This window comes from Bacillus sp. FJAT-22090 (genome assembly GCF_007676755.1).
Taxonomy (GTDB): Bacteria; Bacillota; Bacilli; order Bacillales_A; family Planococcaceae; genus Psychrobacillus.
The window spans coordinates 359,273-377,730 of sequence record NZ_VEBK01000001.1 but is presented as its reverse complement, the minus strand read 5'-3'; the positions used below and the strand labels follow the sequence as shown (position 1 = coordinate 377,730).

The following is an 18,458-nucleotide window of genomic DNA, read 5'->3' as shown; positions in this document are numbered from 1 at the left end:
TTGCGCGTACGAAACAATTTGCGATTCGAGGCCTCGATCTTGCGATTTACGATACGTAGCTTGCGATTAAGCGACCGTAACTTGCGATTCACCGAATCTATCTTGCGATTCTACTCAAACTAACGAAATAATTGACTTTATTAAGTAACTAAAATATAATTACTTACGAAAAGTAACTTAAGGAGGGATTAACACATGAAATATCAAAATAAACCATACACATTTGTAGAATTAGTAGAATTAAAAGTAATGGACTTGGAGGAATCACTTAGCTTTTACGAAAATATAATTGGATTCAAAGTGCTAAAAAAGCTAGAAAATAAAGTACTACTTACTGCTGATGGCAAAACAGCTTTGCTTTCCATAGAACAACGAGATGACATGATGCCAAAACAACAAAAAACAACTGGATTGTATCATTTTGCTCTTCTTTTACCTACCCGAGCTCATTTAGGAGCAGTTTTAAGACATTTTTTCGAAAATGATATTCGTATTGGTGCAGGAGATCATCTAGTTAGTGAAGCGCTTTACCTAGATGATCCAGATGGGAATGGCATTGAAATATATAGTGACCGTCCCGATACCGAGTGGAAATGGAATGGTGAGCATGTTGCAATGGACACACTTCAAATCGATGCACAAAGTATTTTAGTAGAAGGTGAAGGTATGAAGTGGGAAGGCTTGCCATCAGAAACAGTGATGGGTCATATCCATTTACACGTTGCTGACTTAGCAGAGACGGAAAAGTTTTATCATACTTTAGGGTTTGAAGTTGTGACTCCTTATCCTGGCGCATTGTTTATGTCGACAGGTAAATATCATCATCATATCGGTCTCAATACTTGGGCTGGTGAAGGTGCCCCCGCTGCTGCTGAAAATACGGTAGGGCTAGATGCATTCACATTAGTTTATCCAAGTGTTGAAACATTAACTAACGTTATCGAGAGCTTGAAAACTATCACTGCACCTATAATAGAGGCAAATGGTATGTATATTACAAATGATCCGTCGAATAATAAAATCAAATTAAATGTGAAATAATTTGTAAAAAGGAGTGTCACCTATGCTAGTGGGCACTCTTTTAAGATGAGACATCAGCAACCAATTCAAGGGTTACAAACATTATTAATTAAAACCTTGACAAGTAAAGTAAGTTCATGATAAATTTATTTCGAATTAAAGATATTTTAATTAAAGAGATATATCCATTCTGTGGTTGACCAAGAAAACTAAATGACAATCCAAAGTAACGTATTTTTTTGAGGTAATATCTCGAAATCGAGAATTTTTAAATTAGAATAGCAGTTGAATGAGCAATATAAGGAGGTGAAATAGAAATAATGGGATTTTTAAAAAAATTATTTGGAACACAACAAGAGGAGGAAATAACAATGACAACATTAAATATAGGTATTATTTTAGGATCAACACGTGAAGGGCGAGTAAGTCCTCAAGTAGGAGCATGGGTAAAAGAATTAGCAGATAAACGTGGGGATGCAAATTATACAATTATCGATATCGCAGATTACAAATTACCACTTTTAGGTGAAGCGGGCGGTGACGCATCAGGTGCAGCAGCATGGTCAGAAATCATTGCTAAGCAAGATGGATTCGTATTCATCGTCCAAGAATACAATCACTCGATCACCGGAGCATTAAAAAATGCTTTAGATTATTTACGTGAAGAGTGGAACAACAAAGCAGCAGGTATCGTATCGTACGGTTCTGTAGGCGGAGCTCGTGCAACTGAACATTTACGTGGAATTTTAAGTGAATTACTTGTAGCACATGTGCGTGTACATCCAGCATTATCATTATTCACAGACTTTGAAAATGGAACAGACTTTAAACCAGCAGCTGTCCAAGCAGATTCAGTCAATCAAATGTTAGATCAAGTAATTCCTTGGACTACTGCATTAAATACGATACGTAAATAATTTTTGTATCACATCAAATCACAAAATGTGCATGGGCATATTTTGTGATTTGAATGAATAAATTTTGAGCAAAACGATATCAAGCAGATTGAAGGCTGTGCTCAGAATTTATGCTAATGTAGGTAGATAAATTTTAAGTTTTATTCAATAGAGGAGCAACCATGATGAAAAAACAAACAGCAGGTATTCACCATATTACAGCAATTGTCGGTCATCCACAGGAGAATATCGATTTTTATGCAGGAGTTCTAGGTTTACGTTTAGTCAAACAAACAGTGAACTTCGATGATCCAGGAACATATCACCTTTATTTTGGAGATGGAGGTGGGAAACCGGGAACAATCATCACCTTTTTCCCTTGGACCAATGCTTACCCAGGACAAATTGGGGACGGCCAAGTAGGAGTTACAACATTTGCAGTGCCACCAGGTTCATTAGGATTTTGGGTCAACCGCTTTGCGACATTTTCTATTCCATTTAAAAAAGAGGAGCGTTTTGGTGAACAAGTTATTCAATTTGATGACCCGCATGGTTTACATTTAGAGCTTGTTGAACGTGCAGAAGGGGAACAAAACAACTGGACATTTAGCGGAGTAACACCTGAATTCGCAATTAAAGGTTTTGGTGGAGCAACTCTTTACTCAAGCAGACCAGAAGAGACTGCTAAAACTTTAACTAATGTAATGGGATTTGAATTGGTTGGCAGAGAAGGTGATTATACACGTTTTAAAGCCACAGCAGATATTGGTAATATAATTGATTTGAAAATGGTCACGGGTGTGAGTGGTTCGATGGGGGTTGGTACAGTTCATCATATTGCATGGCGTGCAAAAGACGATGCAGATCATCTAGAGTGGCAACAATATGCAATGAACTTGGGACAACATGTGACTGAAGTGAAAGATCGTAATTATTTCAATGCGCTATACTTCCGCGAATCGGGTGAAATTCTATTTGAAATTGCAACAGACCCACCAGGATTTGCTCATGATGAAACACTTGAAACAATGGGAACAAAATTGATGCTGCCTAGACAATTTGAACCGCACCGCGAGCAACTAATCAATTCACTTATTCCAATTCAAGTGCGTCCAATCGATTAATTAGTAACCTAAAAAAAATTGAGTTCGACTGATCCAAGCCAAAATAGTAAGTGAGAAAATTATAAACTTTTAATTGGGTTTAATTACTTCATTGCAGCTCATAAGGTTTTAATTGTCCACTATTGTAGTCAGATACACCATCTAAAAACTAATCGGCAACAATCCGATTAGTTTTTTTATGTTTATTGTGTTAAAAAGGCAAACAATTTACTCCCCCATAGCAACAATTCCATTAGTCTTCTCCCTCTATTTAATCTAAGTTGAATGCCACCAATCGACATAATCCATTAGATATTCGATAAAATAAGCCAATATACTATTTTATGTCGAATAAAGGATGACTATGTAACTTGATGTCTCTCATTTCTCGAAATGTAAATTTGTAAAGCTTCTGTTAAGTTTTAGAAAAACACGACTAATGCGAAAAATAATATGCTATATTCCTTTTGGGAGGTCTCAATACCTATGAATAAATGGACTAGTATACCACTGCGAAAGAAGTATTTAATATCTATTTTTAGTTCCTTTTTCTTATTTTGGGTAATGACAGTTTTATTAATCATTCAAGTAATTCACAACGAAGCTCTATCGGACAAATTAGAGATTTCTTCTGAAAATGTCGAAACCGCGGATATTATAAGGACAGAGGTTGCTAGTTTATATATAGCGATTTCTCATTTTGCAGGTGATCCATTAGTAGAGTTCGATAAAGACTATGAAGCGAACAAAGAAAGTTTGGTGACGCTAGTAAATGCCGCCAGTAAAGGAATGGGCCATGTCGATTGGAGGAAATTCACAAAAACATTAAGTGGTATACAAACAACTTTTGAAGACAATTTAAAAGAATCTGCTTTAACTAAAAATAATGTCGCAAAGCGCAGACAGCTTCAATCTATTAATGAGAAATATAATATGTTGATAGAAATGCTCGATACGACAAGGGAGCAGGAGTCGAAACAACGACAATATATAATAGAAGAAATGAATGGAAGTCAGCAAAATACTATTGTAATAGTTGTCGTATCTTTCCTTATTGCTGGGCTGCTTTCAATCGCTTTATTATTACTAACGAATCGGCAAATTAAAAACCAGTTATCTTCTGTGGCATCATCTGCAAAAGAAATCTCAAAAGGTAATCTATTAGTGAAGCCGATACAAATTTCGACAAAAGACGAAATTGGAGAAGTATCACTCGCCATGAATGAAATGCGGGCAAATTTAATGACGATAGTTCAAATGATTAAACATACGGCTGAAAAGCTAAGTACAGATAGTTCCACATTGAAAGCATACTCTTCAGAGACCGTTGAGAGTTCGAATATCGTGCAAATGGCAATTAATGAAACAAGTGTGAGCATGATCGAGCAAAAAGAGGCATCTCTTGGTATTCGAGTGTTTCTTGAAGAATTTTCTCGCACATTTGAAGAAGTGACGAATAAAGCGATAGCATTAAATAACCATGCCTCAGTCGCAGTGAAAATTGCGGATGAAAGCGCAGAAACGATGAAGACAGCAGCGAGGGAAGCTGCTCATTTGAGGTCCTTGTTCAAAGCTGCGGATAAAGAAAGAAAGCTGTTACAACAACGGACAGAAGAAATAGCAAGAATGACATCTATTGTGCAGTCCATTTCCAAACAAACAAATCTACTTGCTTTAAATGCAGGGATCGAAGCCGCAAGATCGGGCGTGCATGGTAAAGGATTTGCAGTAGTTGCAGAAGAGGTAAAAAAATTAGCTGGGGAAGTATCAAGCACTGCACATACGATAAATGAAATTTCCACATCCATTTCACAACAAGGGGTTGAAATGGAGGCGGTATTTGCTGAAGGTCTAGCAACATCGAAAAATAATGCGATATCCTTCCAATTACTTCATGAAAAGTTTGATACGATTATTTCATTTATTCGGGAAACCAAATATCAAAATGATCATATGGCTGACTCCATTAAGACAATAGAACAAGAGAAGAATGTATCCGAAAAGCTTATTTTTGAGCTAACAGAATCAATTGAAGTAAACACAACACAAATGGAACAGACAGTAAGGTTATTGGTAGATAATATACAAACAATTGAATCATTATCAGAATTAATAAAAGATGTTAGCGAACAAGCACTTATTTTGCAAACATCAACCGCACGTTTCGTAATGTAACAGAAGCCCAAAAAGTCTTCAAACGACTTTTTGGGCTTCTTTTCATGCTTAAAAGCTAGTTCTATCAGTCTTTCGCAATTAAATAGATGACAAAAATCGAGTGAAACATTAGACGTTTTTGTAACATAAATGTTACACAACTGTAAAATTAAAAAGGTTTAAAGCGTGGTAAGATGACTTTAGTGAATTTTTCAGAAAACTTTAGCCCCTTGGAGGAACAAGATGAAATTCAAATCTATGTCGCAAAAAGTCATTGCAATATTCATATTATCTATACTTTTAGTTACCGCACCGTTCGCAGGAAATACTGAAGCAGCAAGCTCAGTTGACTCAAAAGAATTAGTAGCAACAGCTAAAAACTTAATAGGAATTAAATATCGCGGTGGCGGTACAACTACGGCAGGATTTGATTGTTCTGGATTTGTTGGGTATGTATACAACGATTTAGGAGTTAGTCTTCCCCGAACTGCATCAGGTATGCATGCATCAGGTTCAAAAGTAGAGAAAAGTGATTTAATATCAGGTGATTTAGTTTTCTTTAACACTTCTGGTAAAAGCGTTTCTCACGTTGGTATATACATTGGCGACGGTAAGTTTATCCATTCTTCCACTTCAAAAGGCGTGAAGATTGATAAATTGAGCGATCCGTATTATTGGGGAAAACGCTATGTTGGGGCTAAACGAGTTACAGAAGTATCCGTTGCAATAAACAAATAAAACATATACACAAACGCTTTATCGTATAATTTACGATAGAGCGTTTTTTTAATTGAAAAAAGCAGTGTCCTTCGTCATAATGAAGAAAATATGATCTGTATAAAGAGGCGATAAGACTTGCAATATAAAAGAAATGAATACTTCAGATATAGCTTTACTGAACCTTTTGAAGCAACTTTTCGATTAATAAAAGATGCGAATGGAACATCCCCAGAAGAAATATCTAAAAAAGGGATTTGCCAAATTATCGATATAAGTCCAAATGGATTAAAAATTTTCACGGACCTACTTATAGCAATTGATAAATTAAATCATGTAGAAATCCAGTTCAGATTAGACGAGGCACTTTTAAGCAGGATTGGCGAGTTCGTTTGGTCCCATCGGAAAGCCGGTGGATACGAGTATGGAGTAAAATTGCTTGGAGATACTGAGAGTGAACAAGAAATTATTACTGAATTAAAAAGTCGTCGCAAAAAAGAAATAATTGAGAAAAAGTAAAGATTATGACAAGCTTCGACAAAAAATAAATAAAATATTTAAAGTAAGAAGGATATTTTAGCTAGGGTGTTGAATTATATATATAGAGTTAAATTAAAGGAGGAGTTTTCATGCTAAACTTTAACATTCGTGGAGAAAATATTGAGGTGACTCCTGCAATTCGAGAATATGTTGAGGGGAAAATTGAGAAAGTAGACCGATACTTCAACGAAGAAATTCAAGCTACTGCTAACGTCAATTTAAAAGTGTATAACGACAAGCAAACAAAAGTAGAAGTAACTATTCCGATGAAAAATTTAACATTACGTGCAGAAGAACGCCATGCGGATATGTATGCAGCGGTAGATCTCATCGTAGACAAATTAGAACGCCAAATTCGTAAATATAAAACAAAAGTAAATCGGAAATTCCGTGAACGTGAAGGTGTGGCTACTTACTTTGCTACAATTGACGCACCTGACGCGCCAGTTGTGCAAAGTGACGAAGAAGAATATAATATCGTCCGTACAAAACAGTTCGATTTAAAACCAATGGACCAAGAAGAGGCAGTATTACAAATGAACATGCTCGGACACAATTTCTTCATCTTCACAGATGCTGAGTCAAATGGAACAAATATCGTTTACAAGCGTAGAGATGGCAAATACGGCTTGATCGAAACGGAAACAAACTAAATAATGATGGACTATTTAAACTCTCCTTAAATTTTAAGGAGAGTTTTTTATGCATAGTGTATGCAAATAAAGCTATACTATTTGCAATTTAACTCTGAAGCAGAGGCAAGTAGTGTTTCTAATTATAGGGAAAAGATGTCCGAGCATACTTTGTGTCTATGCGAGCAAACCGAGGCTCCAACCGAGCATAAATCAACGACATCCGAGCAAAGACGTCGCCTCCGAGCATACTTTGTGTCTATGCGAGCAAACCCAGGCTCCAACCGAGCATAAACCAACGACATCCGAGCAAAGACGTCGCCTCCGAGCATACTTTGTGTTTATGCGAGCATACCTAGGCTCCAACCGAGCATAAATCAACGACATCCGAGCAAAGACGTCGCCTCCGAGCATATTTTGTGTCTATGCAAGCATACCTAGGCTCCAACCGAGCATAAACCAACGACATCCGAGCAAAGACGTCGCCTTCGAGCATATTTTGTGTTTATGCGAGCTAACCCACTCCCTAATAAAGCAAAACTCCACCCGATCCCGAGGTAAACATTCTCAACCGAGCAAAGCATCCACGCACAAGGAAAATACCTTCTCCAGAAAACAAAAAATGGAAAAATTCCTGTAAAACTCACCTTGCTATAAACTTTTCTTTCCGACATTTATAACCCGCTTATTTGCGTGACTTTCTATCGAATGGTAAAATGGGGAGTAAGACTAAATGGGAAGTGAATATAGATGCTTGGTGTATTAAATAAAGTATTCGATTTAAATAAACGTGAACTAAAACGATTAGAAAAACTTGCCGATCAAGTAGAAGCTTTATCAAGTGAAATGGAAGCAAAATCAGATGAGGAATTACGCGCCAAAACAGAAGAGTTTCGTGCTCGTTATGCCAAGGGTGAAACGCTAGACAACTTATTGCCAGAAGCATTTGCAGTAGTTCGCGAAGCTGCTAAGCGTGTGCTTGGATTGTATCCATTCCGTGTGCAAATTATGGGGGCAGCGGCTCTACATGAGGGCAATATTGCAGAGATGAAAACCGGGGAAGGGAAAACCCTAACTTCGACTATGTCTGTGTATTTAAATGCTATTCCGGCACAAGGGGCGCATGTTGTAACGGTAAATGAATATTTATCAAGTCGTGACGCAGCAGAAATGGGACAACTGTATAATTTCTTAGGATTGACCGTTGGACTAAATTTAAATTCATTGTCTAAAGAAGAAAAACGAGAAGCTTATGCAGCGGATATTACGTATTCGACGAATAATGAGCTAGGTTTTGACTATTTACGAGATAATATGGTGTTGTACAAAGAAGACAAAGTGCAACGTCCACTTCATTACGCAGTAATTGATGAAGTCGACTCCATTTTGATTGATGAAGCAAGAACACCTTTAATTATTTCAGGACAGGCAAACAAAGCTGCATTATTGTACATGCAAGCGAATGCTTTCGTTCGTACATTGATTAAAGAAACAGATTATACGTACGAAGAGTCAACAAAAGGTGTAACATTAACAGATATTGGTGTAGAAAAAGTAGAAAAAGCGTTTAATATTGATAACTTATTCGATTTGACACATGTCCGTTTAAATCATGCGGTCAATCAGTCGTTGAAGGCACATGCTTCCATGCATTTAGACGTGGACTATGTTGTGCAAGATGGGGAAGTCGTAATTGTTGACTCCTTTACAGGTCGTCTGATGAAAGGCCGCCGTTATAGTGATGGTCTTCACCAAGCGATTGAAGCAAAAGAAGGATTGGAAATTCAAAATGAATCCATGACTATGGCAACTATTACGTTCCAAAACTTTTTCCGTATGTACGATAAATTATCAGGTATGACAGGTACGGCAAAAACGGAGGAAGAAGAGTTCCGTAATATATATAATATGAATGTTATCGCCATTCCAACGAACCGTCCTATCGCAAGGGATGATCGAGCAGATTTAATCTATGCTTCGATGAATGGAAAATTTGAAGCAGTTGCTGCAGATATCGCAGAGCGAAACAAAAATGGACAACCTGTATTAATCGGTACGGTTGCGATAGAAACGTCTGAAATTATTTCCAAATTGTTAACAAAACATGGTATCAAGCATAATGTATTAAATGCGAAAAACCATGAGCATGAAGCGGAAATTATTGCGACAGCTGGACATTTAGGTTCTGTTACGATAGCAACAAATATGGCTGGACGCGGTACGGATATTAAACTTGGCGAAGGTGTTTTAGAAGTTGGTGGATTAGCTGTAATTGGTACGGAACGACACGAGTCACGCCGTATTGATAATCAGCTACGTGGACGTTCTGGACGTCAAGGTGATCCAGGGGTTACACAATTCTATCTTTCGATGGAAGATGAATTGATGCGTCGCTTTGGTTCTGACAATATGCGTAATATGATGTCTAAACTAGGAATGGATGATTCGCAGCCAATCCAATCGAAAATGGTTTCTCGTGCAGTAGAATCTGCGCAAAAACGTGTAGAAGGTAATAACTTTGATTCTCGTAAACGATTATTGCAATATGATGATGTTTTGCGTCAACAACGTGAAATTATTTATAAAGAACGTAATGAAGTATTAGAAACAGAAAATATGCGTTCATTAGTAGAAACAATGGTATTTGGTGCAATTGAACGTTTAGTAGGCTCTTACGCTACCTCTGATAATAAAGCAGACTGGAATTTAAAAGGCATTGAAGACTATATTCATGCAAACTTGCTACCAGAAGGTGTCATTACAAAAGAAAAGCTAGAAGGTTTATCTTCTGAAGAAATGGTTGAACTGATTAAAGAAGAAGTAATCCGTTTCTATGATGCAAAAGAAGAGGAAATGACTCCAGAACGCATGCGTGAGTTCGAGAAAGTTGTATTACTCCGTTCGATTGACTCTAAATGGATCGATCATATCGATGCGATGGATCAGCTCCGTCAAGGTATCCATTTACGCGCTTATGGACAAAATGATCCGCTTCGCGAGTATCAAAGTGAAGGGTTTGCGATGTTCGAAGCAATGGTCGAATCTATTCAAGAAGATGTGGCAAAATACGCGATGAAAGCGGAAATACGCAATAATTTAGAGCGTGAAGAAGTGGCTAAAGGGCAAGCGGTAAATCCGAAAGAAGATGGAGAAGTCGTTAAGAAAAAACCAGTTCGCAAGCAAGCAGACGTTGGAAGAAATGACCTATGCCCATGCGGAAGTGGGAAGAAATTTAAAAACTGTCACGGTGCTGTACAATAATTCGAAGCATTTAATCGGTTTTATCAAAACATATCTACAACCTAGAAGAATTTAGAAAGTCGGAGGAATAAACAATATGGTAGAAGTAGCAGTAGTACGAAATGAGTTAGACAGAACAGCTGGAAAATTAGAAGACTTTAGGGGGTCTCTTTGACTTAGAGAACAAAGAGGTCCGCATTCAAGAGTTAGAAGAGTTAATGACATTTCCCGACTTTTGGGATGATGCGCAAGCTGCCCAAAAAATAATAAATGAGTTAAATGCTCTTAAAGCGATTGTAGAGCAATACAATGAGCTTGTTTCTACACAAGAAAACTTAGAAATGACGCTAGAATTGATCAAAGAAGAACCAGATGAAGAATTACAAGAGGAGCTGGGCTCGGAGTTAAAAGAATTTAGCTCCGCTTTAAGTGATTTTGAACTTCAATTACTGCTAAGTGAAGAATATGATAAGCATAATGCTATATTAGAATTGCATCCGGGTGCTGGTGGAACAGAATCCCAAGATTGGGGTTCCATCTTGCTTCGTATGTATCAGCGCTGGGCGGACAAACGCGGTTTCAAAGTAGAAACGATTGATTATTTACCTGGTGATGAGGCCGGTATTAAATCCGTAACATTACTAATCAAAGGTCATAATGCATACGGTTATTTAAAAGCAGAAAAAGGTGTGCATCGTCTAGTGCGTATTTCACCTTTTGACTCTTCGGGTCGACGTCATACATCTTTCGTTTCTTGTGACGTCATGCCAGAATTCAATGATGAAATCGAAATTGAGATTCGAACAGAAGACTTAAAAGTGGATACGTATCGTGCAACTGGTGCCGGTGGACAGCATATCAATACAACCGATTCAGCGGTTCGTATAACGCATTTACCAACCAACACGATTGTGACTTGTCAAACCGAACGTTCACAGATTAAAAACCGTGAGCATGCGATGAAATTATTGAAATCGAAATTGTATCAATTAAAAATTGAAGAACAAGAAGCACAGCTTGCTGCAATCCGTGGAGAACAAAAAGAAATCGGCTGGGGAAGCCAAATCCGTTCTTATGTTTTCCATCCATATTCAATGGTAAAAGATCACCGTACGAATGAAGAAAGCGGAAATGTACATGCTGTTGTAGATGGAGATATAGATCCATTTATCCATGCATTTTTACGTTCTAAAATAAATTAATAAACGAAAAGTACTTCGATGTTAAACATGGAAGTACTTTTTTTCTTCTTATAATCTTTATTTCCAAGTTTCCATCATTTTTAAAATGGGAAATTTTTTTTATTAAAATGATTTATATAACTGGGAATAAACAGGACGAAATGAGAGATGCTATATACAAAGAAATCGATTGCGGGGTGACAAAACTTCCTGCTTTTGGGGGATATACGAATAAAGAAAGACCTATTTTAATGGTTGTGGCGTATCAGACAGAATTCACAAAACTGAAACATATCGTTAAAACGATTGACCCAGCAGCGTTTGTGATCGTTTCCGACGCATATGAGGTACTTGGGAAAGGTTTCAAAAGGTATTAAACTTGGTATAATAATGATGTAGGTAAAAAAAGGTTTGAGGGAGGTAATAGTAATGAATAAAAAACTATTAGCTGTAATATTTGGAGCAGGACTAATGCTTGCTGCTTGTGGCGGTGGAAACGATAAGGCAAATGACACTGACAAAACTGCAGATACTGGTAAGACGGATACTACTGAGACAGCCTCTGTAGATGCAGAAAAAATTGTTAATTCAAAATGTATCGCTTGTCACGGTAATAACTTACAAGGACAAGGTAACTTCCCTGCTCTTAATGATGTTGGATCTCGTTTATCAGAAGACGAAATTTTAAATGTTATTGAAAACGGTAGAGGCGGTATGCCAGCTGGACTAGTTTCTGGCGATGACGCAAAAGCAGTAGCTGCTTGGTTAGCAGAGAAAAAATAATAAACAAGAAAAAACAGTTGTTCCTAAGGGAGCAGCTGTTTTTTTGTAGTTTCAAAATATTTAAATAAACTTTGAAGAAAAGAAGGATTATCATCGAATGATGTAGAAAGTATGAAGGGTTAGGTCATTTGTATGAAGGTAATTTACCCTAATAATACTGAAAAATATATCGAATCGTTGAAATTATCCCTAATATTACCTAGAAAATGAAATCTAATTGTAACAAAAGAGTAGGTGTCTAATGTTATAATAAGCATGTTGCATTTTAACAAACGATAACAATTTAGGTGGTTTATAAATGATTGAAATGGTAAATGTCTACAAAAAATACCCAAACGGCATAGTTGCTGCAAATGGAATTGATGTAGAAATTAAGCAAGGCGAGTTTGTATACGTAGTCGGCCCAAGTGGAGCAGGAAAATCGACATTCATTAAAATGATGTATCGAGAAGAACGACCGACATCAGGCGACATATTTATAAACGGTATTAACTTAAGTACATTAAAAAACAATAAAGTTCCCTATTTAAGAAGACAAATTGGAGTAGTCTTTCAAGACTTTAAATTACTCCCGCGTCTAAATGTATATGAAAATGTCGCATTTGCATTAGAAGTAATTGAAGAAACTCCAAAAGTAATTCGTAAACGAGTAATGGAAGTATTAGAACTAGTTGGACTTAAGCATAAGGCTAGAATGTTCCCAACAGAGCTTTCAGGTGGAGAACAGCAACGTGTCTCTATTGCACGTTCGATTGTTAATACACCGAAGCTTGTAATTGCAGATGAGCCGACTGGAAACCTAGATCCCGATACATCATGGGAAATCATGAACATATTCGAAGAAATTAATGCTCGAGGAACTACAATAATAATGGCAACGCATAATAGAGAAATTGTAAACACAATTAGACACCGTGTTATTGCTGTTGAGGGTGGATTAATCACTCGAGACGAATACGGAGGAGAATACGGTTATGAAAACTAGAACAGCAGGAAGACACTTCAGAGACAGTTTAAAGAGTATCAGTCGAAATGGTTGGATGACCTTTGCTTCGGTTAGTGCAGTAACAGTTACATTATTACTTGTAGGCGTTTTCGTTATGATTATGATGAATTTAAACAAAGTAGCGGATGACTTAGAAAGAGACGTCGAAATAAAAGTTATTGTCGAATTAACAGCAGATGAAGCTTCTATTACTAAATTGGAAGACGAAATTAAGAAGACAACGGGAGTAGCAGAAGTAAAATACTCGCCAAAAGAAGATGAGCTTAAAAAGTTAATGTTGGATTTCGGAGAAGATTTACGATTGTTTGAGCAACAAAACCCTTTACATAATGTGTTTTATGCAAAAGCAGAAAATCCTCAAGAAACAGCAAAGGTAGCTGAAAAGCTTGACAGCTTAGATAACACATTCGAAGTAAAATACGGGGAAGGAAAAATTGAAAGACTATTTTCCTTTTTAAATACTAGTAGAAACATAGGGCTAGTACTAATACTAGCGTTATTATTCACGGCAATGTTCTTAATCTCTAATACGATTCGTATAACGATTGTCGCAAGAAGAAGAGATATTGAGATTATGAAACTTGTAGGGGCGACCAATTGGTTTATTCGTATTCCTTTTATTTTGGAAGGAATGTGGCTTGGGATTTTGGGTGCGATTATTCCAATCACGCTTGTTACCGTACTCTACTATAATATTTCCAACATACTAGGGCCAAAACTAAAGGCAGGGCACTTATTCGAGCTACTCGATTTTTCACCATTTATCTATCAAGTAAATGCATTGATTTTATTGATGGGTGTACTCATAGGTGTTTGGGGAAGTTTCATGTCCGTACGAAAATTTTTACGCGTATAAGAAGTTAATTCGAAGGGAGCAAGAAGTTTTGAGAAAACAGTCTAAATGGGTGCTACGCGTATTTGCGTTAGCTACAACAGGAGCACTTTTATTCACAGGACCAAGTGCCCTTGCTAATTCGTTGAGCGATTTAAAAAGCCAACAGAAGGAACTAGAGCAAAAGAAACAATCAATTAACTCGAATATTAAAGAAACAGAAGGCAAGATCGACCAAAATGAAACAAAAATCGATCAAATTATGGCTCAAATACAAGCATTAGATACAGAAATAATTACAACAGAAGATAAGATTTCAAAAGTATTAAATGAAATTGAACAAACAACGACAGAAATCGAAAAATTACATGCTTCTATTGCAGAATTAGAGCGTAAAATTGAAGAACGTGACGAGCTTTTAAAAGAACGTATTCGTGCAGTTCAAGTAAGTGGTGGGTCTGTTAGTTATTTAGACGTTTTACTAGGGGCAAATAGTTTTATTGATTTTATCGACCGCTTCTCAGCAGTTAATACATTAATGGAAGCAGATAGAACGATTTTAAAAGAACAAGCCGAAGATAAAAAACAATTAGAAGAACAAAAAGCTACTCTAGAGAAAAAATTACAAGAACAAGAAGACAGTAAAGCAAAACTAGTAAACTTAAAAGCTTCTTTAGACAGTCAAAAGGCATCAAAAGGAAATTTAGTCGACCAATTAGAAGCAGAGCAACAAAAATTACAAGCAGATAAAAAGGTAATGGAATCTGAATACGAGGAAGTATTGGATTTAAGTGCAGAAGTTACGAATAAAATTGTAGCGGAACAAAAACGTCAAGAAGAGATCGCTAGAAAATTAGCTGAAGAGAAAAAGCGAAAAGAAGCGGAAGCGCGTAAACGTCAACAATCAGCAAGCGGATCTTCTACGGCAATTCCAAGTGTTTCCTCTGGAGATTGGACGAGACCAGCAGGAGGACGCTTCACTTCTGGGTACGGATATCGTATTCATCCGATATTCGGAAAAGGGAAAATGCATTACGGAGTCGACTTTGCGAACCCAACTGGAACTCCAATCATGTCTGCGGCCGATGGTGTTGTTTCTTATGCATCGCCACTTAGCACGTATGGAAATGTAATTATGGTGACACATTCAATAGACGGTCAAACTTACACTTCTTTATATGCACATTTAAGTAGTATCAAAGTAAGCGTAGGACAAGCAGTTTCAAAAGGTGAAACTATTGGAGCAGTCGGAACAACAGGAAATTCTACTGGCCCTCATTTACATTTTGAAATCCATCTAGGAACTTGGAGTGGTATGGCAAGTAACTCAGTGAATCCACTACGATATATCTCTCTATAAATAGTAAGTCGCCCACCATAGTTTTGGTGGGCGTTTTTTTCTTCGTTCCGCTAGGATTTCCGCTGCAGGACGGACGCTTTCCGCCGGGTGAGCGATGAGCCAGCCCCATCGCTTAGGCGTCGTTGGGCTGGCTCATTTGTCCACAGTGGAACAAAGGCTAAGAACGCCACCTCGTGTGGCAACGCCTTGGTGACCAACATCTTGTCGGCCTCGGCAGGAGTCGCCGCTAGCAGAGAAAATCAGAGAAAATTGCTTCCGTTCCGAGCAAAGAATGTTGTTATGCGGGCATAACGAGGTAGCATACGAGCATAAAAGTTCAATCTGTCCCAAATGTTGCGCATCTGGTCTATAATGTTGCGAGTAACGACTAAGATGTTGCGCAAATTTAATGGACGATTTAATCCAGTGTCCGGCAAGCCTTTGCATGGGGAATTGGTTGCGCTCGTTGCTAATTTGGTTGCTTTCCAGCTCAAACTGGTTGCGTTGAGTATTAAATTGGTTGCTTTCACGAGCTATTTGGTCTCACTAAGCCATTTCCTAACTTTTAATGGATATTATATACAGGTGAAAGCGTATATTTGGATGGATTGAAGCTGCAAGACGGCGACTCCAGTGGGATCGAGTGAGTAAGATGAGACTTCACAACGAACGCCAAAGCGGGCGGTGAAGGCTCATCACTCACCCCACGGAAAGCGTCCGTCTTGCAGCGGAAATCCAAGCGGACACTTCCTTAAGACACACTCTCCCTAAAATAAGGCATTGCATATTAATCTAAAGCTGGAATATAAATATAACCTACAACCTGTAAATCAATTAGCTAGTATACACATACCTATTGGGTTTATAATAAAGACAGCGATGTATTGAAAAATGTTTTAATGGAGGTAAGCTGTGAAGAAAAAGATAGTGGGCTTATTAATTGTAGGGTGTTTAGTTGCAATTGCAACGATTTCATTTGTAAGAGATAATATTGATGAAACCGAAGCATTTGCTGGTGAACAGATGGGAACCGACTTGGCGACTAATCCAGCTAATGAAGGGATTGGCCAAGGGGATCGTGCACCAAACTTTACACTTACGACATTGGACGGAAAAGAAGTGACACTTGCAGATTATCAAGGAAAAAAAGTCGTGCTGAACTTTTGGGCAACTTGGTGTCCGCCTTGTAAAGCCGAAATGCCACATATGCAAAATTATTATGAAGACATGGCAGAAAAAGAAAATGTAGAGATTCTAGCCGTAAACTTAACAAGTTCGGATGTTGGTATTGATAAAGTAGAAATTTTTAAAAAAGACTATGGATTAAGTTTCCCAATTCCTTTGGATGAAGAAGGTAAGGTTGGGGACAAATATCAAGCGATAACAATTCCCACAACATACATGATAGACACTACTGGTACAATCCAAAATAAAATAGTTGGTCCGATGGATGAACAAATGCTAACGGACTTTGTTAGTAAATTAAAATAAGAGACGATTTTTGGGCAAGTATTAAATTTCACTTTTCACACATATATTAGTGGAAAAGTAGGAGGTTGAACTTGCGCAAAAGTCGGATTTTTTTATACGTTTTTTTATTTGTTATTTTCCTAGGGGTAGCATACTTTTATTTTGGAAAGAATACTAGTTCCGTACAGTCAAACGTCAGTAGTAGCCCAGTTATTGATGAAGCATTTCAATTAATTAAAAAAGAGGCGGTATTTTCAAAAAATGAAAAACTCCTTGTCGAAGGAGCTATTCGAGGAATGACAGAAGCATTAGAGGACCCTCATAGTACGTATTTAACAAAGGAAGAGGCTGCGAACCAAGAAGCATCACTTGCTGAGGAGCGAGTTGGTATTGGTGTAGAGATTATGCAAACGGCGGGGAAATTTATTGTTGTTGCACCTATTAAAGACTCGCCAGCTTATAAAGCGGGATTGAAATCTCAAGATGAAATTGTTCGGGTGAATGAAGAAAGAGTAGATGGCAAATCGATGGCTGAGCTTGTGCAGCTATTGAGTGGAGAAAAAGGAACAACTTTAAAGATGACAGTTTATCGAGCTAGTGAAAATCGCCATGTGGAGTTACATATGAAACGAGATACAATTGCAATGCATACAGTTTCGAGTGAAATATATGAAGTAGATGACTTTTCTATTGGGATTGTTACAATCAATTTATTTGGAGAAAAAACTGGGGAAGAGTGGATCAAGCAAACAAAATCTTTAGTAGAACGTGGCATCGATGGATTGGTCATTGATGTTCGAGGCAATCCAGGAGGCTATTTATTTAGCGTTTCATCTGTAATTGGTACGTTAGTAAAAAACGGAACAACTTTTGCGTACATGCAAGATTCGAATGGTGTCTTAGAAATGTTGAATACAGAAAGTCAAGAATCCCCTTATTTAACTAAAGTACCAGCAGTATTATTGCAAAACGGGGGAAGTGCATCTGCAAGTGAAGTCCTTGCAGGCGCATTAAAAGACAATAAACGAGCAATGATTGTAGGGGAAACTAGCTTCGGTAAAGGCACCGTGCAAGAAACACATCCATTATCCAATGGAGGCAAGTTGAAAATTTCTACACATAAATGGCTTACTCCCAAACAAGAATGGATTCACCATAAGGGGATTGAAGCTGATCTTAAGGTGGAACAAGAAGAATTGTTTGCACTGGATCAAAAATATTATAGCGGAGAGTTCCGAGTTGGTGATTACGGCGAGGAAATTAAATATGTCCAACAAGTGCTAGGTACACTAGGCTACAATATTGGTCGAGAAGATGGATATTTTGATGAGGGTACGATGGATGCAGTTGAAAAATACCGTCAAGAAAGAAGCTTAAATGAACTCGACGAAATAGATGATGTCTTTTTTCAATCTTTAACGAAAACTGTTTCCGAATATAAAGCGAAAAAAGAAAATGATAAACAGTTGCAAATGGGTATTGGTTATTTAATTCATGATTTAAAAAAATAAGATTATACGAAAATCCTATACGCAAAAGACTCCT

At 37.5% G+C, this 18,458-nt stretch carries 15 protein-coding genes and 1 pseudogene; all 16 read left to right on the top strand.

Annotated elements, in window-relative coordinates; all coding sequences use genetic code 11:
- Window positions 1-195: 195 nt before the first annotated feature.
- The gene (locus FS486_RS01810; protein ID WP_144509543.1) at window positions 196-1,041 is read left to right on the top strand and encodes a VOC family protein; all 846 of its coding nucleotides are present in this window, start codon (window positions 196-198) and stop codon (window positions 1,039-1,041) included.
- A gap of 299 nt (window positions 1,042-1,340) precedes the next feature.
- Window positions 1,341-1,937, top strand: a complete 597-nt coding sequence (locus FS486_RS01805; protein ID WP_144509542.1) for an NADPH-dependent FMN reductase — start codon at window positions 1,341-1,343, stop codon at window positions 1,935-1,937.
- Between the two features lie 164 nt (window positions 1,938-2,101).
- Window positions 2,102-3,040 (top strand): ring-cleaving dioxygenase, encoded by a 939-nt coding sequence (locus tag FS486_RS01800; RefSeq protein WP_144509691.1) that lies wholly within the window; start codon window positions 2,102-2,104, stop codon window positions 3,038-3,040.
- Window positions 3,041-3,472: 432 nt separating this feature from the next.
- Complete coding sequence (locus tag FS486_RS01795; RefSeq protein ID WP_144509541.1) at window positions 3,473-5,194, top strand: methyl-accepting chemotaxis protein; 1,722 nt, start codon at window positions 3,473-3,475, stop codon at window positions 5,192-5,194.
- Window positions 5,195-5,416: 222 nt separating this feature from the next.
- Window positions 5,417-5,911, top strand: coding sequence for a C40 family peptidase (locus FS486_RS01790; RefSeq protein WP_144509540.1), 495 nt, complete (start codon window positions 5,417-5,419; stop codon window positions 5,909-5,911).
- 117 nt (window positions 5,912-6,028) lie between these two features.
- Window positions 6,029-6,409 carry a PilZ domain-containing protein gene (locus FS486_RS01785; RefSeq protein ID WP_144509539.1) on the top strand — a complete coding sequence of 127 codons (381 nt, stop codon included), beginning with the start codon at window positions 6,029-6,031 and terminating at the stop codon, window positions 6,407-6,409.
- Window positions 6,410-6,519: 110 nt separating this feature from the next.
- Complete coding sequence (gene hpf, locus FS486_RS01780) at window positions 6,520-7,083, top strand: ribosome hibernation-promoting factor, HPF/YfiA family (protein WP_144509538.1); 564 nt, start codon at window positions 6,520-6,522, stop codon at window positions 7,081-7,083.
- Window positions 7,084-7,812: 729 nt separating this feature from the next.
- Window positions 7,813-10,323, top strand: a complete 2,511-nt coding sequence (gene secA, locus FS486_RS01775; RefSeq protein ID WP_144509537.1) for a preprotein translocase subunit SecA — start codon at window positions 7,813-7,815, stop codon at window positions 10,321-10,323.
- A 76-nt stretch (window positions 10,324-10,399) separates the two neighbouring features.
- A protein-coding gene (gene prfB, locus FS486_RS01770) for a peptide chain release factor 2 (protein WP_144509536.1) occupies window positions 10,400-11,504 on the top strand; the annotation gives its coding sequence in 2 pieces (ribosomal slippage) (window positions 10,400-10,474 and window positions 10,476-11,504; 1,104 coding nt in all).
- Between the two features lie 104 nt (window positions 11,505-11,608).
- Window positions 11,609-11,860 (top strand): annotated as a pseudogene (locus FS486_RS01765) (YitT family protein); the annotation flags it as partial.
- 52 nt (window positions 11,861-11,912) lie between these two features.
- A complete protein-coding gene (cccB, locus tag FS486_RS01760; RefSeq protein ID WP_144509534.1) occupies window positions 11,913-12,266 on the top strand; it encodes a cytochrome c551 in 354 nt (117 codons plus the stop codon).
- A gap of 298 nt (window positions 12,267-12,564) precedes the next feature.
- Entirely contained in the window at window positions 12,565-13,251 is a 687-nt protein-coding gene (gene ftsE / locus FS486_RS01755; RefSeq protein ID WP_144509533.1) for a cell division ATP-binding protein FtsE, read from the top strand.
- Window positions 13,241-14,128: a permease-like cell division protein FtsX gene (ftsX, locus tag FS486_RS01750; RefSeq protein ID WP_144509532.1), complete on the top strand. Its 888-nt coding sequence runs from the start codon at window positions 13,241-13,243 to the stop codon at window positions 14,126-14,128. Before ftsE ends, ftsX begins: the two co-directional genes overlap by 11 nt.
- 28 nt (window positions 14,129-14,156) lie before the next feature.
- On the top strand, window positions 14,157-15,464 hold the full coding sequence (locus tag FS486_RS01745; protein ID WP_144509531.1) for a murein hydrolase activator EnvC family protein: 1,308 nt from the start codon (window positions 14,157-14,159) through the stop codon (window positions 15,462-15,464).
- A gap of 891 nt (window positions 15,465-16,355) precedes the next feature.
- Window positions 16,356-16,934, top strand: a complete 579-nt coding sequence (locus FS486_RS01740; protein ID WP_144509530.1) for a redoxin domain-containing protein — start codon at window positions 16,356-16,358, stop codon at window positions 16,932-16,934.
- Window positions 16,935-17,005: 71 nt separating this feature from the next.
- On the top strand, window positions 17,006-18,424 hold the full coding sequence (locus tag FS486_RS01735) for a S41 family peptidase (protein WP_144509529.1): 1,419 nt from the start codon (window positions 17,006-17,008) through the stop codon (window positions 18,422-18,424).
- The last annotated feature ends 34 nt before the right edge of the window (window positions 18,425-18,458 follow it).